This window comes from Methylomonas subterranea (genome assembly GCF_024505185.1).
GTDB lineage: Bacteria > Pseudomonadota > Gammaproteobacteria > Methylococcales > Methylomonadaceae > Methylomonas > Methylomonas subterranea.
This window is the reverse complement of the sequence record NZ_JANIBJ010000003.1, coordinates 60,009-84,976: the sequence shown is the minus strand read 5'-3', so window position 1 is coordinate 84,976 and position 24,968 is coordinate 60,009. Positions and strand designations below refer to the sequence as shown.

The 24,968-nt window shown below is 55.0% G+C and carries 20 protein-coding genes; all 20 read left to right on the top strand.

Translation table 11 applies throughout. From position 1 onward, the window contains the following. Positions 1 to 21: 21 nt before the first annotated feature. The 20 genes from NP590_RS02440 (at position 22) to dnaE (ending at position 24,968) form a co-directional block, all read left to right on the top strand. Positions 22 to 516 (top strand): hypothetical protein, encoded by a 495-nt coding sequence (locus NP590_RS02440; RefSeq protein WP_256600592.1) that lies wholly within the window; start codon positions 22 to 24, stop codon positions 514 to 516. A gap of 351 nt (positions 517 to 867) precedes the next feature. Continuing rightward, positions 868 to 2,223 carry a prephenate-dependent tRNA uridine(34) hydroxylase TrhP gene (gene trhP / locus NP590_RS02435; RefSeq protein ID WP_256600590.1) on the top strand — a complete coding sequence of 452 codons (1,356 nt, stop codon included), beginning with the start codon at positions 868 to 870 and terminating at the stop codon, positions 2,221 to 2,223. A gap of 18 nt (positions 2,224 to 2,241) precedes the next feature. Continuing rightward, positions 2,242 to 2,727, top strand: coding sequence for a ribonuclease E activity regulator RraA (rraA, locus tag NP590_RS02430; RefSeq protein ID WP_256600589.1), 486 nt, complete (start codon positions 2,242 to 2,244; stop codon positions 2,725 to 2,727). A 38-nt stretch (positions 2,728 to 2,765) separates the two neighbouring features. Continuing rightward, on the top strand, positions 2,766 to 3,722 hold the full coding sequence (ispH, locus tag NP590_RS02425; protein ID WP_256600588.1) for a 4-hydroxy-3-methylbut-2-enyl diphosphate reductase: 957 nt from the start codon (positions 2,766 to 2,768) through the stop codon (positions 3,720 to 3,722). Positions 3,723 to 3,760: 38 nt separating this feature from the next. Continuing rightward, on the top strand, positions 3,761 to 4,120 hold the full coding sequence (locus NP590_RS02420; RefSeq protein WP_256600587.1) for a rhodanese-like domain-containing protein: 360 nt from the start codon (positions 3,761 to 3,763) through the stop codon (positions 4,118 to 4,120). After that, positions 4,113 to 4,511: an RNA-binding S4 domain-containing protein gene (locus NP590_RS02415; protein ID WP_256600586.1), complete on the top strand. Its 399-nt coding sequence runs from the start codon at positions 4,113 to 4,115 to the stop codon at positions 4,509 to 4,511. The genes NP590_RS02420 and NP590_RS02415 overlap by 8 nt, the downstream gene beginning before the upstream one ends. Positions 4,512 to 4,634: 123 nt before the next feature. Beyond that, complete coding sequence (locus tag NP590_RS02410) at positions 4,635 to 6,413, top strand: hypothetical protein (RefSeq protein ID WP_256600585.1); 1,779 nt, start codon at positions 4,635 to 4,637, stop codon at positions 6,411 to 6,413. A gap of 13 nt (positions 6,414 to 6,426) precedes the next feature. Continuing rightward, entirely contained in the window at positions 6,427 to 9,357 is a 2,931-nt protein-coding gene (locus NP590_RS02405; protein WP_256600584.1) for a DUF748 domain-containing protein, read from the top strand. 86 nt (positions 9,358 to 9,443) lie between these two features. After that, positions 9,444 to 9,896, top strand: coding sequence for a hypothetical protein (locus NP590_RS02400; RefSeq protein ID WP_256600583.1), 453 nt, complete (start codon positions 9,444 to 9,446; stop codon positions 9,894 to 9,896). A 270-nt stretch (positions 9,897 to 10,166) separates the two neighbouring features. Continuing rightward, positions 10,167 to 11,756 carry a cyclic-di-GMP receptor FimW-related protein gene (locus NP590_RS02395; RefSeq protein WP_256600582.1) on the top strand — a complete coding sequence of 530 codons (1,590 nt, stop codon included), beginning with the start codon at positions 10,167 to 10,169 and terminating at the stop codon, positions 11,754 to 11,756. A gap of 67 nt (positions 11,757 to 11,823) precedes the next feature. Further along, positions 11,824 to 14,127 (top strand): ribonuclease R, encoded by a 2,304-nt coding sequence (rnr, locus tag NP590_RS02390; RefSeq protein ID WP_256600581.1) that lies wholly within the window; start codon positions 11,824 to 11,826, stop codon positions 14,125 to 14,127. Beyond that, complete coding sequence (gene rlmB / locus NP590_RS02385; RefSeq protein WP_256600580.1) at positions 14,124 to 14,867, top strand: 23S rRNA (guanosine(2251)-2'-O)-methyltransferase RlmB; 744 nt, start codon at positions 14,124 to 14,126, stop codon at positions 14,865 to 14,867. The genes rnr and rlmB overlap by 4 nt, the downstream gene beginning before the upstream one ends. 5 nt (positions 14,868 to 14,872) lie before the next feature. Beyond that, on the top strand, positions 14,873 to 15,157 hold the full coding sequence (locus NP590_RS02380; RefSeq protein WP_256600579.1) for a c-type cytochrome: 285 nt from the start codon (positions 14,873 to 14,875) through the stop codon (positions 15,155 to 15,157). A 3-nt stretch (positions 15,158 to 15,160) separates the two neighbouring features. Then, positions 15,161 to 16,456 (top strand): NAD(P)/FAD-dependent oxidoreductase, encoded by a 1,296-nt coding sequence (locus NP590_RS02375; RefSeq protein ID WP_256600578.1) that lies wholly within the window; start codon positions 15,161 to 15,163, stop codon positions 16,454 to 16,456. 204 nt (positions 16,457 to 16,660) lie between these two features. Next, entirely contained in the window at positions 16,661 to 18,955 is a 2,295-nt protein-coding gene (bamA, locus tag NP590_RS02370; RefSeq protein WP_256600577.1) for an outer membrane protein assembly factor BamA, read from the top strand. A gap of 89 nt (positions 18,956 to 19,044) precedes the next feature. Next, complete coding sequence (locus tag NP590_RS02365) at positions 19,045 to 19,545, top strand: OmpH/Skp family outer membrane protein (protein WP_256600576.1); 501 nt, start codon at positions 19,045 to 19,047, stop codon at positions 19,543 to 19,545. 142 nt (positions 19,546 to 19,687) lie between these two features. Continuing rightward, positions 19,688 to 20,131: a 3-hydroxyacyl-ACP dehydratase FabZ gene (fabZ, locus tag NP590_RS02360; protein ID WP_256600575.1), complete on the top strand. Its 444-nt coding sequence runs from the start codon at positions 19,688 to 19,690 to the stop codon at positions 20,129 to 20,131. Position 20,132: 1 nt separating this feature from the next. Next, complete coding sequence (gene lpxA / locus NP590_RS02355) at positions 20,133 to 20,903, top strand: acyl-ACP--UDP-N-acetylglucosamine O-acyltransferase (protein ID WP_256600574.1); 771 nt, start codon at positions 20,133 to 20,135, stop codon at positions 20,901 to 20,903. Then, the gene (gene rnhB / locus NP590_RS02350) at positions 20,878 to 21,477 is read left to right on the top strand and encodes a ribonuclease HII (protein ID WP_256600573.1); all 600 of its coding nucleotides are present in this window, start codon (positions 20,878 to 20,880) and stop codon (positions 21,475 to 21,477) included. The genes lpxA and rnhB overlap by 26 nt, the downstream gene beginning before the upstream one ends. Beyond that, positions 21,474 to 24,968, top strand: coding sequence for a DNA polymerase III subunit alpha (gene dnaE, locus NP590_RS02345; RefSeq protein ID WP_256600572.1), 3,495 nt, complete (start codon positions 21,474 to 21,476; stop codon positions 24,966 to 24,968). The genes rnhB and dnaE overlap by 4 nt, the downstream gene beginning before the upstream one ends.

Genomic DNA, 24,968 nt, shown 5'->3' with positions numbered 1-24,968 from the left:
GGTTTCAGAAAGGATAAATCCATGAAAAGCAATAGTTTGGTTTTGGTTTTGGTTTTGGCGATGCTTTCGGTCTGCGCCGTCACCGATGCCGATTCATTGGAAAAAAAGCCGAACGACTGGCTGTTGGGTGCCAAAAGCGATGCCGAGCGCTTCGAGTCTCTGCAGACTTATCTGCGCGGATTCGATCAGCCGATGTGGGAAGTCGGCGAGCGGTTTCGGATCATTCACGACGCGCTGAGTCGAAACAATTTCGAGCTGGCGGCCTACCACTGGGAAAAGATCAGGGTCACCATCAAGAATGGATACATGAAGCGCCCGGCCAGACAGGCGAATTCGGATGCCATTTTGTTGAACAGCACCTGGGGAGAGGTTAACGAGGCTTTCGGCGCTAACAATGCGCAGCAAGCCTGGGCCGGGTTCGAGAAAGCCAAAAATGCCTGCATGGCCTGTCACGTTGCCGAATCGGTTCCCTTCATGAACAGGCAGGCCTTGTTCGAGCTTGCCAAACCGGATTGATGACGTCGATAGGGTGGCATGGGCGAATTGTGCGCCCTGTACGCGTCGGAAAAGCCTTTCCCGCGCCGCGCGAAGCGGCTTTTAGCTGGATTCGGCGGGTTGCCGGTTATATTTCAACGGCCTAGCTCTACTTTGTCAGATTCTAAAAGGAATTCGTCATTCCGGCAGGGATTGCCGGAATCCAGGCGCCATGGATGGACCGAAGCCTGCCATCCATGGCGCTGGATGCCCGCTTCCAGGCGGGCATGACGGCGGTTTTTTCAATGTGACAAAGTAGAACTAGGTTTCCGGACGGACCGGAAGCGGCCGAATTTGTTAGAATGACCAACCTGAGCAAACTACAAGCATTTTATGAAGCACATCGAACTTCTTTCCCCGGCCGGCACTATTCGTAACATGCGCTATGCATTCGCATTCGGCGCGGATGCCGTCTATGCGGGGCAGCCGCGTTACAGTTTGCGGGTGCGCAATAACGATTTTATGTCGGACAATCTGGCCAAGGGGATCGCCGAAGCGCACCAATTGGGAAAAAAGTTTTTTCTGGCCGCCAATGTGATTCCGCATAACGCCAAGATCAAAACCTTTGTCAAGGACATGGCGCCCATCATCGCCATGCAGCCTGATGCCTTGATCATGGCCGACCCCGGCTTGATCATGATGACCCGCGAGCAATGGCCCGAAATGCCGATTCATTTGTCGGTGCAGGCCAACACGGTCAATTATGCCAGCGTGCGTTTCTGGAAGAGTATGGGCGTGGAACGGGTGATTCTGTCGCGGGAATTGTCGCTGGACGAAATTGCCGAAATTCGCCAGGAATGCCCTGATATGGAATTGGAAGTGTTCGTGCATGGGGCGCTGTGTATCGCCTATTCCGGCCGCTGTTTGCTGTCCGGTTATTTTAACCATCGCGACCCTAATCAGGGCACCTGTACCAACTCCTGCCGCTGGAAATACGATACCAAGCCGGCCCGGGAAAATGCCGAGGGCGACTATGAACTGGATGAGAGCGCGGTGCTGTCGCTGGACGACCTCGGCGAAACCCTCGGCAGCGCCAGTTGCGGCGGCGCCGAGCGGCATCCGCTAGCGGACAACATCTATTTTCTGGAAGAAGAAGGCCGCAAGGGCGAATTGTTGCCGGTAATGGAGGACGAGAACGGTACCTATATTATGAATTCCAAGGATTTACGCGCCATAGAACATGTGCAGCGGCTGGTGGAAATCGGCGTGGACAGTTTGAAAATCGAAGGCCGCACCAAATCCCATTATTACGTGGCGCGCACGGCTCAGACCTATCGGCAGGCGATAGACGATGCCCTGGCGGGCAGACCGTTCCAGCCACAATTGATAGGCGTGCTGGATAATCTGGCCAATCGAGGCTATACCGACGGCTTCTACCAGCGGCACCATACGCACGAACATCAAAACTATATATCCGGCTATTCCAAAAGCCACCAACAGCAGTTTTGCGGCGAAATTGCCGGCTACGACGCTGCCACCGGGCTGGCCGATATCAGCGTGAAAAACAAGTTCGCTGTCGGAGACAAGCTGGAACTGATTTTGCCGCAAGGTAACAGCGATATCACTGTCGACCGCATGTTCGACAAATACGGCAACCCGATGCAGGAAGCGGCCGGCGGCGGTTATGAGGTGCGCATTCCGCTACCCGAAGCGGATTGCCGGCATGGGTTGTTGGCGCGTTATTTTTAGCTATCCGGGAGAATTGCCATGTTGATAGCCACCGCCGATCTTTGCGACCGTTTTTCCGAGCAGGAAAACTTTCAGATTGCCGAACCCATGCTGAGGCACTTTGGCGGCAAGTCCGGGTTTTCCGGCCTCATCACCACGCTCAAGGTGTTTGAGGATAATTCGTTGGTGCGCGACACGCTGGAAGAAAACGGCCGGGGCAGGGTATTGGTGGTTGACGGCGGCGGCTCCCGGCGTTGCGCCTTGTTGGGTGATACCTTGGCCGCGTTGGCGGTAAAAAATGCCTGGGAGGGTATCGTGGTCTACGGTTGCGTGCGCGGGGCGGATTCGCTCGGCAAACTGCCGATCGGTATCATGGCCTTGAATACGCATCCGTTGCGCGGCAATAAACATGGGCACGGCGATAGGGACAAGATGATTACGTTTGTCGGCGTCAATTTTAAGAAAGATCATTACATCTATGCCGATAACGACGGAATTATCGTCTCCGATACGAAATTGGATTAAAATCCCTCTGTCTTAACCAAGTAAAATACTCAAGAATTATGCAAATCGTACTCGCAAACCCTCGTGGATTCTGTGCCGGCGTCGACCGGGCCATTGAAATTGTCGACCAAGCCATCGATACCTTCGGCGCGCCGATTTACGTGCGCCATGAAGTGGTGCATAACCGTACCGTGGTGGATGGTTTGAAGGAAAAAGGCGCGATTTTCATTGAGGATTTGAGCGATGTGCCGGTGGGCTCGTATCTGATTTTCAGCGCCCACGGCGTATCCAAGGAAGTGCAGAAGGAAGCCGAGGAAAGGCAGTTAACCGTGTTCGATGCCACCTGTCCCTTGGTCACCAAGGTGCATATGCAGGTCGCCAAACACGCCAAGCAGGACAGGGAAGTGATACTGATCGGCCATGCCGGCCATCCGGAAGTGGAAGGCACCATGGGGCAGTACGATAAATGCACCGAGCATGGCGACATATATCTGGTTGAAACCCCGGAAGATGTGAAAAATCTGCGGGTCAACAATCCCGACAATCTGGCCTACGTCACCCAGACCACGCTGTCCATGACAGATACCAAGGTCATGGTCGATGCCTTGCGGGAACGGTTTTCCTCCATCAAGGAGCAGAAAAAGGACGACATTTGTTACGCCACCCAAAATCGCCAGGACGCCGTGCACGATTTGTCTAAAATCTCCGATCTGATTCTGGTGGTGGGTTCGCCCAACAGCTCCAATTCCAACCGTTTACGCGAAATCGCCGAACAGCTCGGCAAGCCGGCCTATTTGATCGATACCTACAAGGATTTGCGGCGGGAATGGCTGGACGGCATCGAGGTGGTTGGCGTTACCGCCGGTGCTTCCGCCCCCGAAGTGCTGGTGCAGGAAGTGATCAATCAATTGAAGGCCTGGGGCGGAGAAAACACTTCGGTGCGGGAAAACACCGGTATCGAGGAAAAAGTGGTATTTTCCATACCCAAGGAATTGAAAAAGCTTATGGAGGCCTAGCCTTTCAGTCTTTTTATCACTGTCCGTAAGGAGGACCAATGGCTTTAACCGCAATGGAAATGGTTGCCAACGCCAAGCAACAGATCACGGAAATAGACACCGTAACCGCCAACGGCCAGTTGCAAACCAGCCTGATTCTCGATGTTCGGGAGCCGGCCGAATATGCCGGCGGGCATTTGCCGGGCGCCATCAATATTCCGCGCGGGTTGTTGGAGTTTAAAATCGACGCCACCCCCGAGTTTCAAGGCAAGCAGCAAGCGCCTATCGTGGTCTATTGCCAAACCGGCGGACGCTCCGCATTGGCCGCCCTGGCATTGAATCAACTGGGTTATGCCGGAGCGGTCAGCATGGCCGGCGGCTTTAAGGCGTGGTCGGAAGCCGGTTTGCCGCTTGGCTGAACTGTCGGAAATCCGCATCGACAAGTGGCTATGGGCCGCGCGGTTTTTCAAAACCCGCGCTCTGGCCGCCGATGCCGTCAAAGGCGGCAAGGTGCATGTCAACGGCCAACGCTGCAAACCGGGCAGAGATGTCAAACCCGGCGATATCATTACCGTCAGCAAGGATCAATATACTTGGGAAATTCAGGTTACCGATCTAAACAAGCAGCGGCGGCCCGCCCAGGAAGCCGCAACACTTTATCGGGAAGATGAAGCCAGCGCCGCCAAGCGCCAGCGGCAAATGGAATTGCACAAGCAACAGCAAGCTTTTTTGCATCCCTCGGAACGGGAACGCAAACCCAACAAAAAACAGCGCCGGCAGATACACCGCTTCAAGCAGGACGCGGGCTAATTGCGCCGCAAGCCATAAAAACATAGCCACAACCGCCTCTACAATTTATCATCTCAGGATTGCTTCGCGGCTAGTATTGCATTTGATGGGCGCGGGGCTTGCGTCACTAAAACAGGATACTCAATGTCGATACGCCCCGCATTATTGATTCATGTCGCTCTGCTTTCCGGCGGCTTGCTGTCCGCCTGCGCCACCAGTCGGCAAATTGCCGTCGATTATCCAAAAACCGAAACCTCGCCCTTAACCCCGATCAAGGGACAAACGGCCGTAACGCCCGACGATTATTATGTGCAAATCGTCTCCGAGTTTGAGTTCAAGGGCGACAATGCCCTGAAAGGCGGCTGTAGCGACATCGGTGCTTCCTACGAATCGGGGGACTTGTCCGCCGCGCTGTTGTTTAACATTTCCAACGAAGCGCTGAAACTCAAGCGCGAAACCAGCGGTTTTTTGTATCAGGCGACCACCGGGAAATGCAATTTCAAGCTGGAAACCAAAAAAGTAAATTTAACGCCCTGGCTAAGACTGGATTCGGCCAAGGACACGCAGGTCGAATACAGTTTTTTAACCAGCAACAGCCGCGAAGCCAATCTTTCCCAATTGGTGGGCGACATCAACGCCGCCAGCGGCTTGATGGCCTTGACCGGCGTGGGTACCGGGATTGCCGTGATGGGCAAGTTGGCTGGCAGCTGGGTTGAAGCCAGCGCGGCCCGTCCGGCAGTCGCCAAGCCGCCCGCTTCCGCCAAATACAGTTCGGAAACCCACAATCTTCCGGCTAGCGTCGCGTTGGGCGCGCGGGGCGGCCACTTGAATCAAAGCCGTTTGGCGGTCTACGAAGTGGTGGACGGCGGTATGAAGGCCTGGGCCGACGAAACCAGATTGTTGGGTGAAATGCGGGTTTATCCGGAGTTGTCGCCTTCTTTGTTACTCAAATCCGTCGTCGACGGGGTGCCCGATGCGCATGATTTATCGTTGGATGAGCTATTGCGCCTGCCCATTCAAACAGCGGCGGGCGAAATACCCTTGCGGCAGTTGATAGACCAAGTCGATCAGGCGGAAAAACCCAATTTGAACCCGGATTGGCGGCAATACGATGAAGTGGAGAATCAATGTCGTCGCTTGAAACTGGTGTTGAAGGGCCTGGGCTTCAATAAATATGATCGCAACGCCGTGCTGTATTATTTTCTTGCCAAATCGGCCGATTGGAAAAACTTTAACATCACCCCGCAAAAAGCCATGGCCGACGCCATTCGGCCGCGGGTATTGGAACAATATCGCGGCAAGGATTTTGCAGGCTGCCTGGCCGATGACGATTACGTTGCCATGCAAAGCATGCGGCTGCCGGTCAATACGGCCGCGGACTGGGACGATTTGAGCAGCAACCGGCAGAAAAAGGAAGGCGTGATCAGTTCCGTGCAATCCGTGGGCCGGCAATTGCTGACGGCCCTGAGTCATCCGGACAAGGACGAAGTCGCCCGGCAATTGTATCCGCTGCTGACAGCGGAAAACGGCGGCAATGGCAGCGTATTGCTGCAAAATCATCTGGGGAATTTCGGCCTGGAAACCTTGTTGCAGCTCCCCGCGATTCCCGACGAAGGCTTGGTCATCAGCGCCGCCCAATTCGCAACGGTCATTGCCGGATTGAATGTCGACAGTTTCAGCTGCGTCCGGCCGGCCCTGAATCAGGGCCAGCCCTTGGCGAACATCGGGATTACCTTGTTTGTCGGCAAGCCGGGCAGTCCTCGCGAGCAAGGCGGCGCGCTGGAGTTTGAAACGGTGCAAGGCAAAATCACCCGATTGGCCTTCCAACATTCCTCTTATCGGGATTTCGAGCAGACTATCGCCGATTATCCCGACCTGGGGGGCTGCCGAATCGAAGCCGAGTTTTTAAAGCGACTGCATTAGAGCGGGTGTTTCAATGCTAAAGAAAGCACTGATATTCTGCGCTTTCATTGCGCTATTGCTTGCCGCCTATGCCGGGGCCGGTTTTTATGTTTTGCCGAAATTGGCCGAGGAAAAATTGCCGGCCTTGTTGGCTGAAAAAACCGGGCTAAGCGTCAAATTGCAAGCCGTGCATTTCAATCCCTTCGAGTTGAATGCGGAATTAAGCGGTTTCAGCGCCGGCTTGCCGCAAGGCGGCCAGTTGCTCGGCTTCGAGCAACTGGCCGTCGATATCGATCTGCTTGAGTCCATCAGGCAGCGCGGTTTGACGATTGCCGCCGTGACATTGAGCAGGCCGGTGGTTGATCTGCAGCGGCGTGCCGATGGTCGCTTCAACTTTTCCGATGTATTGGAAAAGCTGTCCGCGCCCGCTTCGGCGGACGAGCAAGCCGCGCCAACGGCGGAATCGGAGCCTACACCGATCTTGGTGCGCCGCTTCGTTTTGGAAGAAGGTCAAATCGGTTGGCTGGATTTGCAGGTCGGGCCCGCTGCCGGCGAAAGTCTGAGTTCGCTTAAGCTCAGCGTGACGGAACTCGGCAACCAAGGCGGCCGGGCGGCAATCGACCTGGCTGCCAAGCTGGGTTCCGGCGGCGGTTTGACATGGCGGGGCGACCTGGATTTGACCGCCTTCGGTTCCAAGGGTCGGCTCAAGCTGGAAAGCTTGGCGTTAACCAAAGCGTGGCGGTTGTTTTTAAACGGTCGACTGCCGCTGGAGATCGTCGACGGCCGTTTGGCCTTGCAAACCGATTACGATTTTTCCGTCACGGAGGCCGGCACTCAGCTGTTATTGAGCAACGGCGGTTTGGACGTCAAGCAACTCAGTTTGGTCGAGGCGGGTAAATCGGACAAGTTGATAGATTTGGCCTCATTGGCTGTCAACGGCATCAGGCTGGACTTGCAAAAACAGCAGTTGGATATCGCCGGCGTAAGCAGCGGCAATGCGCTGATCAAATCATGGCTGCAAGCGGACGGTCAACTCAACTACCAAAGTCTGTTCGCCGACCAAGCCGCCGCCGACCCGGCTCCCACGCAAGATAAAACCGCCGAACCCTGGCAAATCCGGCTCGGGGAATTGTCGCTGGTTGATTATCAAATCGACTTTACCGATTTTACCCAGCCCAAGCCGCTCCCATTGCAGTTAAGCGAACTGACTGTAAGCATAAAGGACTTCCGCAATCAGGACGGCGTCGGTTTGCCCTTGCAAGTCAGCAGCCGTTTCAACAATACCGGCAGCCTGAAACTTGCAGGCGACCTGGTGCTGGCGCCATTTTCGACCAATTTGCAATTGGAACTGCGCGATATCAAGTTAAAAACCTTTCAAAGTTATCTGGAACCGTTTGTCAAGCTCGAATTGGTGGATGGCGATCTGGATACCAGCGGTCAATTGCATGTGGCCGCCACGGAACCTTTGCAACTGACTTATCGGGGCAATGCCAATATCGATCAACTGATTACCCGGGATAAGGCCAATAACAAGGATTTTGTCAAATGGACCAAACTGGATGTGCAGCAAATGCTGCTGGACGTCGGCAAGCAGGATTATGCCTTGGGCAAGGTAAGCTTCGATCGGCCCTATATCCGTTTCATGATCAAAAAAGACGGTACTAATAACGTCGCCGATATACTGGTTGAGCAAACTCCGGTAAAGCCCGGCCGGGATGCCGCGAGCAAAACCTCCGCACAGCGGGTCGAAAGTCCCGAGCCGGTGGTTAAAATCGGCAAAATCGAAATGACCGGCGGGCAATCGGATTTTGCCGATTATTCGTTGATTCTGCCGTTTGTGGTCAAAATGAACGCCTTGAATGGCGAGGTGGATGGTTTTGCATCCAATACCGATCAAGACGTCAAATTGAAATTGTTGGGAAAAGTGCACGATCTGGCCACCGTCAAGATCAAGGGCAACTATCGCCTGCAAAGCGGCGATTCGGATATCGCGCTGGATTTCAGTCATATGCCCCTGCCCCTGGTAACGCCCTATATGGCGGAATTTGCCGGTTATAGAATCGAAAAAGGTCAAATGGCGCTCAACTTGACCTACAGCATTAAAAAAGGCCAATTGTCGGCGCAAAACAAAGTTTTCATCGATCAATTGGTGTTGGGCGAAAAGGTGGAAAATCCCAAGGCGGTTTCCTTGCCGTTGGAATTGGGCGTGGCCCTGTTGAAGGATGGCGACGGCAAAATCAACCTGGATTTTCCCATCACCGGCAGCCTGGAGGATCCCCAATTCAGCGTGGGTTCACTGGTGGCCGACGTGCTGGTCAATTTGATCACCAAGGCGGTTACCTCGCCGTTCAAGGCCTTGGCGTCGCTGTTCGATGCCGATAACGATTACAGTAGCATCAGCTTCGCCGCCGGCAGCCGGGATTTGACCCCTGACGAGGCCGTCAAGTTGGATCGGATTGCCCAGGCCTTGGCGGCCAAGCCCGAGTTGGTGCTGGAGATCAAGGGCGTTGCCTACCAAATTCAGGATTGGCCGGTGATGCGCTTCGATGCCTTGAAGGATATTTTGAAAAAAATGAAGTCGGGCGAATTGAGCGATAAAGGGGAAAAGATTCGCTCCGAATATATCGAATTGTCGGCGGCGGAATATGAACGCTTATTGGCAAAATTTTATGCCGAGGTTTTTCCACAAAAATTCGAGCGGAGTTTGTTGGGTGCTCCGCGCATAAAAGATAATCCGGATGCCGATTTTTATATTCAGGCCAGACAGGAATTGGAGGCCATCATGCCGCCGGAGCCGGAGCGATTGAACGATCTGGCGGTGGGGCGGGCCAATCATATTGCCAAATATTTGATTGAACGGGCGGGCGTGGACAGAAGCCGGATTTACATTCTGGCGACCGAATTGAACAACCAGGATGCGGAAGGCGGTATTCATGCCTTGCTGTCATTGAATGTGGCGTCGTGACCGCTGGCGGTCGCTTGTACTATAATCACCGGTCTATGAAACTGAAATTCCGTGTTTTAACAATTAGCGGAATATGTGGAGATGCAATGAAAACCCGATTTTTCCAAATTTTAGTCCTGGGACTCGCCGCCGCAACGGCGGGTTTGATCTCGCTGCCGGCCGTGGCCGCTCCCGCCGCCATGACCTCCTGTACCATGACGTATAAACTAAGCGGTTGGTCGTTTGTTTATAAACAATACGACGGCGTGGGGCATATCAGTTGCAGCAATGGACAGCGTGCACAAGTCGGCCTGTCATCGAAAAGCATTGGTTTCACCATAGGCAAATCGGAAATAGAAGGTACCGGGGTGTTTTCCGAGGTTCGCAATCTGAATGAAATTTACGGGCACTATGCCGCGCTGACGGGACACGCGGGCGTTACCAAATCGGTGGATGCCCAGGTCCTGACGTCGGGGGAAATCTCCCTGGCCCTGACCGGCAAGGGCCGTGGTATCGATATCGGCGTCACCTTGGGCGCGTTGACCGTTTCGCCCCGCTAACTCGTGGATGATAAGCGTGCCGAGAGCGACATTTTCGAATGTGGAATTTATGTATCCGCTTGCAAGCCCGGCGCCTCCAAGCCCAATCTCGAACCGCCGCCCCTTAAACCAAGCGTTTTTGGTGATTAAAGCCTGAATGCATCTATCGATGCCTTTTCAATCAATCCGTTTTTATATTACCTTTGGCTTGAGCATTCTCGATATCTCGCATTCGTTCCCCGAGCTAAGCCGATTGAATACCGGGTGGCTAATCCATAAACTGGACAGCGTGTGAAAAACTCTTTTTTTCTGGTCATTCCCGAGCGAAAAAATGATCCGCAATTGGTGGCGACATTCGCGGAACCGGCTTTGCGGCAATGGGTTTCGGAACTGCCCACTGCTAACCCGGGGCTGGCTACCCGCCTGTTTCAGGACCTGACCAGCGACCTGATTTGCCTGGAAATGACCACGGCCAATCGGCTGAATGCGCTGGAAGTATTGCGTCCGCAGTTTTTGATGATAGAGGAGTATCTGCGCTCCAGGTTGATCAAGTCGGGTTTTCCCAAGGGCGAAATCGAAAAAAAAATTTTTTCCCTGGTAGTGCTGATCGAAAAGCAGTTCACCATCGGCTATTGGAGCGTGACCCGCGACCTGACGCGGCGCGAGGTCGGTTGGCTGCAAGGCAAAAATACCGCTTTGGCAATACAGCGCACCGTCAAGGGTTTAAGCAGCATAGTGATTACCCACTACATCATGAAATATCCGGTACCGGACTGGATATGGTTCGATTTGCATTCGCTGTACAAGTTGGCGGTCAAATTGGGCAAGGAATCCGCCAAGGTCGGCGATCAGGCCGGACTGTTCAGCAAGTCGGCCAGCATTGAAGAAAGCTATAAACAAATATTGTTGCTGAGTCTGGCTTATCCTTCCGGTTTGATGCAGAAAGAGTTTCAACTGGTTTACGATTTCATTGAAAAAATCTGCGATTTGGTGCTGATCGAAAAAAAACCGCTGGCGGACCAGACTACCCAATGCCAGATATTGATGGATGAGGATTTGCCTCCCAGTTTTACCTCGGCCGGCGAGGGGCGGGACAAGCGTTCCGATTCGGCAAAAATGTACTTGAATCTGGGTCGCTTGCATAAAATAGCCAAACAGGCCGACAAGTATTGCAGCAAGGACGAAGCCCGTTTCAGTTCCCTGGATGCGCATAAGACGGACGACCAAAAATTATCCCTTGAATTGTTCGAGTATCTGATGCAGCGCTGGCAAGGCAGGGAGCCGCAAGGTACCGCCTATTTCACCGACCGATTGAGCCGGTATCTGGCGATAGGCCTGGATGTGACCCACGAATTGCAAACCCCGAACCATCCGCCGGCCGCCGATATGGAAGTCCTGGCGGAAACCGATTCCGATCGGGCGCTTTATTGCCATTTCAAGCGGGAAGGCCAGTTGTCGATAGGCAGTCTGGTCAGTTTTAGAAAAACCGACGCCTTGCCGCATCAACGCTGCCTGGGCGTGGTGTGTAAAATATTGCTGCCCAAGCAAGATAACAAATTGATTTTCGAAGTGACCATCATCGCCGCGCAGTCTTATTCGGTGACCTATCAAGAACCCGATGCCGGGCCGAATTCGGAGCCGAGAAAAGCCTTGCTGTATGGGGTAAAGACCGATACCGACGAAAGAAGTTATATCATCATGGAATCCTTCATGATAAAAGACGGCGACATATTAAAAATGTTTATGGGCCAGGAAAATTTTCCGATTATTCTTAACGGCCGTAAAAATATAGGCTTGGGCTATTGGCAGTTCGAATGCCGGCGTATCATGGAGCAGCCCGTCCAGCAAACGGTAGGCAAAAAGGGCTATGACTTTATCTGATTTTCGCGGCTGTCGAACCGACAGTCTCATGCCGGTTTCGGCGCATGTTTCGTTTGATGAAAAATAAATGACAGAAATTCACGATCAGGAAACTGATTTCAAAACGCTCGAAGACCCTCACGCACTGCGCGAGGCCGAGAAATACGAAAACCCCATCCCCAGCCGCGAGTTGATCCTGCAACTGATTTCGCAGGCGAAAAAGCCCTTGCGGCGCCAGCAAATTGCCCAACAATTCGGTTTGGAAAGCGCGGATGCGCTTGAAGCGCTGCGCCGCCGCCTGCGCGCCATGGAGCGCGATGGGCAGTTGGTGTTCAACAGTAGGCAAAAATACAGCCTGGGGGACGGCCACAACACCATCAGCGGTCGGGTTTTGGGACATCCGGACGGTTTCGGCTTTCTCAAGCCCGACGACGGCAGCGACGACCTGTTTCTATCGCCTCGGGAAATGAAGCCGCTGTTTCCAAACGACAGGGTGGTGGCGCGGGTTTCGGGTCTCGATCGCAAGGGCCGCCGGGAAGCGGCAGTCATAGAAATCACCGAGCGCAATACCCATCAGATAGTCGGGCGCTTTTTCGTCGAGGGCCGGGTGGCCATTGTGGTGCCGGACAACAAAAAAATCGCTCATGAGGTGCTGATCGCCAAGGAAGATACCGGCAAGGCCAAGAACGGTCAGATCGTGGTGGCGGAAATTCTGCAGCAACCCACCGCGCATTGCCAGCCCATCGGCCGGGTGACGGAAATATTGGGTTTGCACATGGCGCCGGGCATGGAAATCGAAATGGCGATACGCTCTTACGATTTGCCCAACCAATGGCCGCAAGCGCTGCTGGAGGAGATCAAATCCTTGACACCGGAAGTGCCGGAACAAGCCAAACAGGGCAGGGAAGACATTCGTCATGTTCCGTTGGTGACTATCGACGGCGAGGATGCGCGCGATTTCGACGACGCGGTTTATGCGCAAAAAACCGCCAAGGGCTGGAAGCTGTTGGTGGCCATCGCCGACGTTTCCCACTATGTGCGCGTCAATACGGCGCTGGACGCGGAAGCCAAAAACCGCGGTACCTCGGTGTATTTCCCGGAAAAAGTCATCCCAATGTTGCCGGAGATTTTGTCCAACGGTTTATGCTCGCTCAATCCCAAGGTCGATCGTCTGTGCATGGTTTGCGAAATGATCGTCAACGACGACGGCATGGTATTGCGCTCCCGCTTCTACGAAGCCGTGATGCGTTCGCACGCCCGTCTCACCTATACTCAGGTTGCCAAAATGCTGGTGGACGGCGATCAAGAGCTGATGCAGAAACATGCCGATTTGATGCCGCATTTACAGAGTTTGTATGCCTTGTATAAAACCATGCGGCATCAACGCGAGTTGCGCGGCGCCATGGATTTCGATACCCAGGAAACCCGTATCGTCTTTGGCGCCGAACGGAAAATCGACCAAATCGTGCCGGTGGTTCGCAACGACGCCCACAAATTGATCGAAGAATTCATGATTACCGCCAATACCGCGGCGGCGAAGTTTTTAAACCGCAAGAAAATGCCGCGCTTGCTGCGTATCCACGACGGCCCGGGCGCTGAAAAACTGTTGGCGTTAAAAACGTTTCTGGGCGAATTGGGTCTGCATCTGGGCGGAGGCGCTCAGCCAACGCCGCTGGATTACATGCATTTGCTGGACTCCGTGAAAGACAGAGTGGATGCTCATCTGATCCAGACCTTGTTGTTGCGTTCGATGTCGCAAGCGGTCTACAGCCCGGATACCAAGGGCCATTTCGGTCTGGCGTTGGAGGCCTATGCCCACTTTACCTCGCCGATCCGCCGCTATCCCGATTTGTTGGTGCATAGGGCAATCCGGCATTGTCTGGCCGGCAAAAGGCCCGGCGAATTTCATTATTCCGAATCGGATATGGCGGTGCTGGGCGAACATTGTTCGGCGAATGAACGCCGCGCCGACGAAGCCACCCGCGATGTGGTCAGCTGGCTGAAATGCGAATACATGATGGACAAGATCGGCGAAGAGTTCGACGGTGTCATCAGTGCCGTGACCGGTTTCGGTTTCTTCGTGGAATTGCAGGCCATTTATGTCGAAGGCCTGGTACATATCGCTTCATTGCAAAACGATTATTTCGCTTTCGATGCCGGCCGGCACCAGTTGTACGGCGAGCGCAGCGGCGTGCGCTACCGCTTGGGCGATGCGGTCAAGGTTCGGGTGGTTCGCGTCAACCTGGACGATAAAAAAATCGATTTCGAACTGTTGCAGAGCGGAAAAAGCGCAAAAAAAACCGCCAAATCTTCCGCGGGCAAAAAAAGCGGCAAAAAAAGCGAGCCGCAAAAAGAAACCAAAAGCAGATCCAAAAGACGCCGTAAATCATGAGCTCGACCCAATTATTCGGCATTCATGCCGTGCAGGCGGCGCTGGACTATTCGCCGCAAAAAATCACCCGCGCCTGGGTGGATCAACAGCGGCAGGATGCGCGCCTCAAACAGCTGGTGGGCGATCTTTCGGCCTTGGGTATCCAACCGGAGAAAACCGAACGCAAAAAGCTCGAGCGCATGGCGGACGGTAAAAACCACCAAGGCATCGTGGTGGCGGTGGAACTGCCGGCCATGCGCGGCGAAGATCAATTGAAACAGGCCGTGGCGGCCTTAACGGAAAATGCGTTTTATCTGGTGTTGGATCAGGTGCAGGACCCGCATAATTTGGGAGCCTGTTTGCGCACGGCGGATGCCGTGGGCGCGCACGGTATCATCGTCACCAAGGACAACGCCGCCGGGATTACCCCCACGGTTTGCAAGGTGGCCAGCGGCGCGGCGGAGACGGTGCCGGTGTATCAGGTAACCAATTTGGCCAGGGTGCTGCGTTGGCTGAAAGAACAGAATATCTGGATCATGGGCGCAGCCGGCGAAGCCGAGCAAACGCTTTACCAGATGCGGCTGGACATGCCGCTGGCCATGGTGATGGGCGCGGAAGGCTGCGGCATGCGGCACTTGACCCGCCAACATTGCGATTTCCTGGTAAAAATTCCGATGGTCGGCCAGGTGGAGAGCCTGAATGTGTCGGTAGCCGCCGGGGTGATGATGTACGAGGTATTCCGGCAAAAACATGCCGGATAAACCCGATGCCGAGGTTATTGTTGGCGCTGCTTTGCCTTGGCTGCGGCTTCCGCGCCGATGCGGAAGTCGATCCGGCGCTACTGGCGCTGAATTGCTTGAGTTGTCACCGGGAAGCGTCTGCTCCGGCCGCTGACGTTCCCGCCTTGGCCGGCTTGTCCGCCTCGCAAATACGGCAAGACCTGCTTGATTTCAAATATCTTCGAAAGCCGGCGACCTTGATGAGCCGGATAGCCAAGGGCTTTAGCGATGAAGAGTTGCGGGCCGTGGCCGATTATCTGGCGCAACGCTGAAACATGTGCGAGCTGTCCAGAAGGCGTTTTTTACAGGCTTTGGCCGTCGGCGGCGCGGGCAGCTTGGCTGCTTGCGCCGGCTTGCCGCGCAAAAAAACCGGCGGGCGGGTCGTGGTGGTGGGAGGCGGATTCGGCGGCGCCACGGCCGCCAAAACCCTCGGAAGCCTGGATGCCGGGCTGAATATCACCCTGGTGGAGCCCAAGGCCCGCTACATCACCTGTCCCGGCAGTAACTGGCTGTTTGCCGGCTTGACCGATTTGCTGCGGCTGAGTGTCGATTACCGGACCTTGACCGAGTATTACGGTATCGATCTGGTCACCGACAGCGTCGAGTCCATCGAGCGCGAGCGGCGCCAGTTGCGCCTGACCAGCGGCCGGATGCTGGCTTATGACCGCTTGATCCTGTCTCCCGGCATTGCATTTAATTGGGATTCGATAGCCGGTTATACGCCGGAGGTGGCGGAACTGTTTCCGCATGCCTGGCAAGCCGGGCCGCAAACCGTTCTGTTGGCGAGGCAGTTGCATGCCATGCGCCGGGGTGGGGTGGTCTTGATTGTGGCGCCGCCCGATCCTTACCGCTGTCCTCCCGGCCCCTACGAACGGGCCAGCATGATGGCCTGCTGGCTGAGCAGGCACAATCCGCGCGGCAAAATCATCATTCTCGATCCCAAGCGCGGCTTTTCCAAACAGGCCTTGTTCGAGGCCGGTTGGCGGCGGCATTACCGCTATGGCGAGGCCGACGGCCTGATCGAATGGCATTCCCTGGCCGATAACCCGATTACCCAACTGGATGCGCAAGGTCGCACGGTCATCAGCGATTTTGGCGATCGCTTCAGCGGCGACGTCATCAATATTATTCCCGCCCAAACCGCGGCGACATTGGCCGTGGCGGCCGGTTTGACCGATGCCGGCGGCTGGTGTCCGGTAGAGCCTAAGACCAGCCGGTCGCTGTTTGACGAGTTTATCCATGTGATCGGCGACGCGGCGCATTTCTCGCCCATGCCCAAATCGGCATTTGCGGCAAATTCGGAAGCCAAGGCCTGCGCCATGGCTGTAATTGGCTTGTTACGGGAAGTGGAGGTGCCGACGCCAAGTTGGTTGAATGTGTGTTATAGCCTGATTACCCCGGAGCACGGCATATCCGTCGCCGGGGTCTACGCGCTGGATGCCGCGCAAAGCCTGGTAGCGGTAGCGGGAGCGGGCGGACTGAGCAGTCCGGCGATATCGGGTTCCGCGGAACTTGAGGCGGGGTATGCGCGCTCCGTGTATCGTAATCTGCTCAAGGATAGCTTCGGCTGAGGTTTTGCCGGCGGGATTAATATTTACTTTCAATGGCTTGGAGGATTTTCTTTTTCGATGTTTTTGATAATGTCCGTTTACATTTGAAACTAAAAAAGAAAAGCAATTTTCATGCAAATTTCACGATCATTTGCGGATTCAGGGGGCTGGAATCCGGAAAGCCCATGTTACAATCTCGGCTGTTCATTTTTCCCGGTTGATTGAGTGAAGAAAAATCCACTATTTCAAATACTTTTGCTGGGCCTGTTGGCCGGCGAAGCCGCGCATGCCGGCAGTTTTGTAGTTGAGGATATCAAGGTCAGGGGACTGCAAAGGATTTCGGCGGGAACGGTGTTTAACTATTTGCCGGTTGCCGTCGGTGAAACCTTCTCCGAGGAAAAGCAGGGCTCGGCTATCAGGGCCTTATTCAACACCGGATTTTTCAAGGACATCATCCTGGAACGGGAAGGCGACACCCTGATTGTCAATGTGGTGGAACGACCCTCGGTAGCCAAGATCGTCATCGAGGGCAACAAAGACATCAAAAAGGAAGATTTGGCGGAGGCCTTGAAAAAGATCGGTTTGGCGGAAGGCAAGGTCTATAACAAGCAAATCCTCGACAAGGTGGAACAGGAGTTGCGGCGGCAGTATTTCAGCCATGGCAAATACGGGCTGAAAATCAAAACCGAAGTCACCGAACTGACCCGCAACCGGGTAGGTATCCATATCGACATTGCCGAAGGCAAGGTCGCCAAAATCAAGCAAATCAATATCGTCGGCAGCCGGGCTTTTACCAACGATGCCCTGAAAAAGGATTTCGAACTCAGCACCACCAATTTCCTGTCTTTTTATTCCAAGGACGATCAATACTCCAAACAGAAGCTGTCGGCCGATCTGGAGAAACTGCGCTCCTATTACCTGGACCGGGGCTATATCAATTTTTCCATCGAATCCACCCAGGTGGATATTACCGCCGATAAGAAGGAAATTTATATCACCATCAACGTCAAGGAAGGCGATGTTTACACGCTGGAAAAAGTCAAACTTTCCGGCGAACTGGTGGTTGAACCGGAGGAACTGGTCAAATTGGTGAAAGTCGGGCCGGGCGAAACTTTTTCCCGCAAAAACGCCACCGAAACCTCCAAGGCCATTTCAGACCGGCTGGGCGACGAAGGTTACACCTTTGCCAACGTCAACATGGTGCCGGAAATCAACGAGTCGAATAAATCCGTGGTGATGACGTTTTTCGTCGATCCCGGCAAGCGGGTGTACGTGCGGCGGGTCAATTTTAAAGGCAACACCAAGACCCGCGATGAAGTGCTGCGGCGGGAAATGCGGCAAATGGAATCCAGTTGGGCGGCCAGCAGCAAGATCGAACGCTCCAAAACCCGGCTGGACCGTCTGGGTTATTTCGAGGAAGTCGGGGTGGAAACTCCGCCGGTGGTGGGTGCCGCCGACCAAATCGATGTCAATTATTCGATCAAGGAAAAGGCTTCCGGCAACCTGCAGGCCGGTATCGGTTACTCACAGGTGCAGGGCGTGATCTTTAATGCCAACGTATCGCAGGACAATATTTTCGGTACCGGCAAACGGGTCAATTTCGCCTTCAATAACAGCAGCATCATGACGCGTTACAACCTGGGCTACCGCGACCCGTATTTTACCCTGGACGGGGTCAGCATGGGTTGGGATGTGGGTTACTCGGCGCGCAAGGGTTATCAGGCCAATATCTCCCGCTACAACACTAACGTGGCCAACGCCGGTTTCAATTTCGGCATTCCGCTCAACGAATTCGATAACCTGGGTTTTGATGTCGACCTCAAGCAAACCGAAATTGCCGATACCCAATTTTCGCCGCAGGAAGTCGTCGATTTTATCAGGGACTACGGCGACAGCTTTTTGACCTTGTCCACCGGACTGGGCTGGACCCACGACACCATGAATAGGGCCGTATTTGCCACCAGCGGCGGTCAGCAACGCTTTTCCGCCTTGGCCACGGTGCCCGGCAGCGATCTGGAATATTACAAAATCGGTTATAAACAACAGCACTATTTTCCCTTGTCCAGCGACTTTACCTTTCGGATATTGGGTGAAGTGGCTTACGGCGATGGCTATGGCAACACCAACGATTTGCCTTTCTTCGAAAACTATTTCGGCGGCGGCGCGCAGTCGGTGCGCGGTTTCAGGGACAACACCCTGGGCCCCAGGGATACGCCTCGACCCTTAAGCGGCCAGACTCCGCGGCCGTTCGGCGGTTCCAGTAAAATATTGGGCAAGGCGGAACTGTTTTTCCCCGTGCCCTTCCTGAGCGACGTCAAGTCGGTTCGCATCGGCACTTTCATGGATGCGGGTACCGTCAGCAAGGGCTTCGAGATCAGTAATATGCGTTATTCGGCCGGTTTGTCCGGCGAATGGTTGTCGCCGTTCGGCGCCATTGCGGTCAGCGTCGCCCAGCCCTTCAATGCCAGCGATACCGACAATGTGCAAAATTTTCAGTTTACCTTCGGCTCAGGATTTTAGTTTGGGCCGTCCCGTTTATGCCTTATAATCTGGCACAGCATTTTGCTTTAAAATCCCTCAAAAAATCTGACCCGGAGATGGTTGTACTCATGAAAAATAGAATTTCGTTATTTTTAATGCTGATGTTGGTTGCCGGCGCGAGCCAAGCGGAACTCAAAATCGGTTTCGTCAACGTTGCAAAAGTATTAGAAAAAGCGCCGCAAGCCGCCAAGGCCAAATCCCGGTTGGAAACAGAATTCAAACCCCGCGATACCGCCCTGGTGTCGCAACAAAAGGAAATCAAAACCCTGGAAGACCGTTTGACCCGCGATGCCGCGGTCATGGGGGAAGAAGAGCGTCGCAGACTGGAAAAAGACATCGTCGATAAAAAACGCGACGCCATGCGCGCGCAACAGGAATTCAGCGAAGACTTCAACATGCGCAGAAACGAGGAACTGGGCAATCTGCAAAAGCGCATCGTCGAAGCGGTTAGAGCCTTGGCCAAGGAAGAATCCTTCGATTTATTGTTGACCGACGGCGTGATTTACGCCAACGACGAAATCGACGTTACGGCCCGCGTGCAGCAAAAACTGGAAACCTTGTCCCAATAATCGGCACGCTACGCTACAATCAAGCTAATTATTCGGCGAATATCCGCCGATACGGATCGATTTCATGGCTTGGGTTAGCTTCTCGCGCCAACCCAAGCTAACCGAATAGTCTTAAATATAGTTCCAATTCCCGCCAGCCTAAATGACCTCCAAACTCGATATCCAACAAATCCAGGCCTTACTCCCGCATCGTTACCCGTTTCTCTTGGTCGATAAAGTGATCGAATGTGTGCCGATGGAGCGCTTGTTGGGGGTCAAAAACGTCACGTTCAACGAGCCGTTTTTTCAAGGCCATTTTCCGAACTTGCCGATATTCCCCGGTGTATTGATCATGGAGGCGCTGGCGCAAGCCACCGCGTTGCTGACCTCGCAATCCGACGAATCGATTGCCGAAGGCACCATTTATTATCTGGCCGGTATCGACAATGCCCGCTTCAAGCGCAAGGTGGTACCGGGCGATCAATTGCTGCTGGATATCCGCTATCTGAAACATCGGCGCAACATCTGGTCGTTCGAATGCCGGGCGGAGGTCGAAGGCGAACTGGCCGCCAGCGCGCAAATCATGTGCGCCGCATCGGCTGCTTAATATGATCGATTCGCGCGCGGTCATCAACCCAAAAGCCGAACTGGCCGAAGACGTCACGGTTGGGCCTTTTTCCATCATCGGCCCGGATGTGCAAATCGATGCCGGCACCGAAATCGGCCCGCATGTGGTCATCAAGGGACCGACCTCGATCGGCAAGGACAACCAGATTTATCAATTCGCCTCTATCGGCGAAGACCCGCAGGATAAAAAATACGCCGATGAAGTCACGCGCCTGGAAGTCGGCGACCGCAACGTGATCCGCGAATTCTGCACCATGCACCGCGGAACATTGCAGGACCAGGGTTTGACCAAGGTCGGCGACGATAACCTGTTCATGGCTTACACCCACGTCGCTCACGATTGCGTGATCGGCGACCACGTCATCATGGCCAACGGCGCTTCGATAGCCGGCCACGTGCATGTGGGCGACCATGCCATTCTGGGCGGTTTTACCCTGGTGCACCAGTTTACCCAAATCGGCGAATACAGCTTTTCCGCCATGGGCAGCGCCATTACCCAGGACATTCCACCCTTTGTGATGGTGGGCGGCCGGCCGACCCGTCCGCACGGCATCAATTCGGTAGGCATGGAGCGCAACGGCAAATCGCCCGAAGTGATCCGGCAAATCCGTCAGGCCTATAAAATTTTGTATAAAAACAATCTGCGTCTGGAAGACGCCATCGAAGAAATGGAAGGCATGGCCGGCGAAAGCAACGAGCTTTCCAATATGGTCAGTTTTCTGCGCAATGTCACTCGCGGCATCCTTAGATAATTCCATTCTGATTGCCGGTCTTGATGAGGTGGGTCGCGGCTGCATAGTCGGGCCCGTCATCGCCGCCGCCGTGATTCTGCATCCGGATAAACCCATTGCGGGCCTGACGGATTCCAAAAAACTCAGCGAAAACAAACGCCGCGACTTGGCCGAAAAAATCAAAACCTCCGCCGTTTGCTGGGCTGTGGGACGGGCGGAGGTCAGCGAAATCGACACCATCAATATCCTTCAAGCCACTCTGGTCGCCATGCAACGCGCATTTTCCATGCTGGAGCCGGCTCCCACGTTTGCCAAAGTCGACGGCAACCGTCTGCCAATTCTGCCTTGTCCTGCGCAAGCCATCGTACAGGGCGATTTGCTGGTCGCCGAGATTTCAGCCGCATCCATCCTGGCCAAGGTGGCGAGAGATGAAGAAATGCTGACGCTGGACAGGCTTTACCCGGGTTATCATTTCGCCGTGCATAAAGGCTATCCGACCCAGCAGCATTTAGCGGCCTTGCAACAACACGGGGTTACGCCCCAGCACCGACGCAGTTTTGCGCCGGTTCGAAAAATATTGCTCGGTTCGATATGACCCCCGGTTTTGTACATCTCAGGATACATAGCGAATTTTCGCTGGTCGACGGTATCGTCAGAATCAAGCCCCTGGTCAAGAAACTGGCGGATTACGCCATCCCGGCTGCGGCGATAACAGAGCAAAGCAACCTGTTTTCGTTGGTCAAGTTCTATAAGGCCGCGCAAGGCGCCGGCATTAAGCCGATCGCCGGCGCCGATGTATGGATTTACAACGACGACGAGCCGGCCGCTCCGCATCGGCTGACGCTGCTGGCCCGCAACAAGCCCGGCTACGTGGCCTTGACCGAGTTGATATCCCAAGGCTACCAACAAGGCCAGCATCAAGGCATACCGATGCTGCAAAAGGATTGGCTGGAACACAATCGTCAGGGGCTGATCGTGTTGTCCGGCGCCATGGAAGGCGATATCGGTCAAGCCTTATTGGCGGAAAATGCCCAGCTGGCCAAGCGTTGCGCCGAATATTGGCGGGATTTGTTTCCCGACTGCTTTTATCTGGAACTGCAACGAGTGGGCAAGGCGGACGAGGAGCGCTATATCCGGTTGGCGGTCGATTTGGCCACGGCGTTGGAACTGCCGGTGGTGGCGACCAACGATGTGCGCTTTATCGGCAAGGCCGATTTCGATGCCCACGAAGTGCGGGTATGCATCCATCAGGGCCGGGTGTTGGACGATAGCCGCCGGCCGAAAAATTACACCAACCAACAATATTTGCGCACGGCCGAGGAAATGGCGGAGTTGTTTGCCGACATTCCGGAAGCCCTGGAAAACACGGTTGTCATCGCCCAGCGCTGTAACGTCGAACTGACCCTGGGCGAAAACTATCTGCCGGATTTTCCGGTGCCGGCAGGCATGACGCTGGACGATCATTTCCGCCATGCCTCCCGCCAAGGCCTGGAACAACGTCTGGCGCAACACGCGCCGGTAGGCAAGGGCAGTTTCGAGGAAAACCGCAAGGTCTACGACGAACGCTTGGAAATCGAACTGGACGTGATCGTGCAGATGGGTTTTCCTGGCTATTTCATGATCGTGGCCGACTTCATCCAATGGGCCAAGAATAACGATATTCCGGTCGGGCCGGGGCGGGGATCCGGAGCCGGTTCGCTGGTGGCGTATGCGCTGAAGATTACCGACCTGGACCCTATCGAATTCGATTTGCTGTTCGAGCGCTTTTTGAATCCGGAACGGGTGTCCATGCCCGACTTCGATATCGACTTTTGCATGGAGCGTCGCGACGAGGTGATCGATTACGTGGCTCGCCATTACGGCCGCGACCACGTCTCGCAAATCATCACTTACGGTTCGATGGCCGCCAAGGCGGTAATACGCGACGTCGGCCGGGTAATGGGGCATGCCTACGGCTTCGTTGACAGACTGGCCAAGCTGATTCCGTTCGAGATCGGCATGACCCTGGAAAAGGCTCTGAAGGAAAGCGCCGAACTCAAGGCCTTGTACGACAGTGAAGAGGAAGTCAAAGCCCTGATCGACATGGCGCGTTCGCTGGAAGGCATTTCCCGTAACGCCGGCAAGCACGCCGGCGGGGTGGTGATTTCGCCGACCAAACTGACCGACTTTGCGCCGCTGTATTGCGAGCAGGGCGGTGGCAATCTGGTGACCCAGTTCGATAAGGACGACGTCGAAGCGGTCGGCTTGGTCAAGTTCGACTTTTTGGGTCTGCGCACGCTAACCATCATCGACTGGGCCTTGCAGACCATCAACCGCCAGCGTACGCAACGGGGTGAGCCGCCAGTCGACATCAGCCAGATTCCGCGCGACGACCCGGCCAGTTACGAGTTGTTGAAAAACGCCCAGACCACGGCGGTGTTCCAGCTCGAGTCCAGCGGTATGAAGGCGCTGATCAAAAAACTCAAACCCGACTGCTTCGACGACATCATCGCGCTGGTGGCGCTGTTTAGGCCCGGCCCGCTGGAGTCGGGCATGGTGGACGATTACATCAACGTCAAGCACGGCGCCAAGGCTGAATACGCCCATCCCTTGCTGGAACCCATTCTCAAACCTACCAACGGGGTTATCCTGTATCAGGAACAGGTGATGCAGATCGCCCGCGAACTGGCAAATTACACGCTGGGCGGCGCCGACATGCTGCGGCGGGCCATGGGTAAGAAAAAACCGGAGGAAATGGCCAAGGAAAGGGAAAAGTTCATGGCGGGTTCGGTGGCGAACGGCATAGATGCCGGCATTGCCACCTACGTGTTCGACTTGATGGAAAAATTCGCCGGCTACGGTTTCAACAAATCGCATTCGGCCGCCTACGCCTTGGTGGCGTATCAGACCGCCTGGTTGAAAGCCCATTATCCGGCCGCCTTCATGGCGGCGGTAATGTCGTCGGACATGGACAACACCGACAAGGTGGTGGTGTTGATCGACGAATGCCGGGAAATGAAGCTGGTTATTTGCCCGCCGGACATCAATGTTTCCAACTACCATTTTACCGTCAACGATAAGGGGTGGATCGTCTACGGTATCGGCGCCATCAAGGGCGTCGGCGAAAATGCCATCGAGGACTTGCTCAGGGAGCGCAACGCCAACGGGCCCTATGCCGGCCTTTACGACCTGTGCAAACGGGTCGATTTGCGCAAGGTCAACCGGCGGGTGCTGGAGGCGTTGATCAGGGCAGGGGCGCTGGATGCCATCGATCCCAACCGCGCCGCGCACTTGGCCGAATTGACCACCGCTCTGCGAGTGGCCGAACAGCACGGCAGGATGGCGCTGGCCGGCCAGAACGACCTGTTCGGTCTGGGTGTCGAGGTGGAGGAAAGCGACAACGAGGCGGACGCCTACGCGACCGCGGTGGAAGCCTGGACGGAAAAGGAGAAGTTGGAAGCCGAAAAGCAAACCTTGGGTTTGTTTCTGACCGGTCATCCGATTGCCGAGTACCTGCCGGAATTAAAGCAATTCACCCACGGCACCTTGGGCAGTCTGGAAGCCGATGCCGGACGCATCAAGGGCAAAATGGAAGCCAGGGTGGCCGGCTTGGTTGTGGATATCCGCACCCGGCAAACCAAGCAAGGCAAGATGATGGGCTTCGCCACGCTGGACGACCGTACCGGCCGGCTGGAAGTCGCCGCCTTCAGCGGTATTTTCGACAAATACCGGGATTTGCTGTGCAAGGACAGCGTGTTGGTGGCGGAAGGTTCCTTGGCCATGGACGATTTCAGCAACAGCCTGCGCATGACGGCGGAAAAACTCTACAGCATGGAGGAGGCCAGGGAAATGTTCGCCCGCGGCATCGTGTTGAACTGGGATGCGGCGCAATTTCCGGAACCCTCCGCGTTTGTCGACCGGCTCAAGCAAATCCTGCTGCCGTTTCGCGGCGGCGATTGCCCCGTCGCCATAGAATATGCCGCCGACAGCGCCAGGGCCTCGCTGCAACTGGGAGACGACTGGCGGGTTAGGCCCGGCGACGAGTTATTGATTCGTTTACGCAGGCTGCTGTCGCTAGAGGCGGTCACGGTGAAATACCGGAATTGA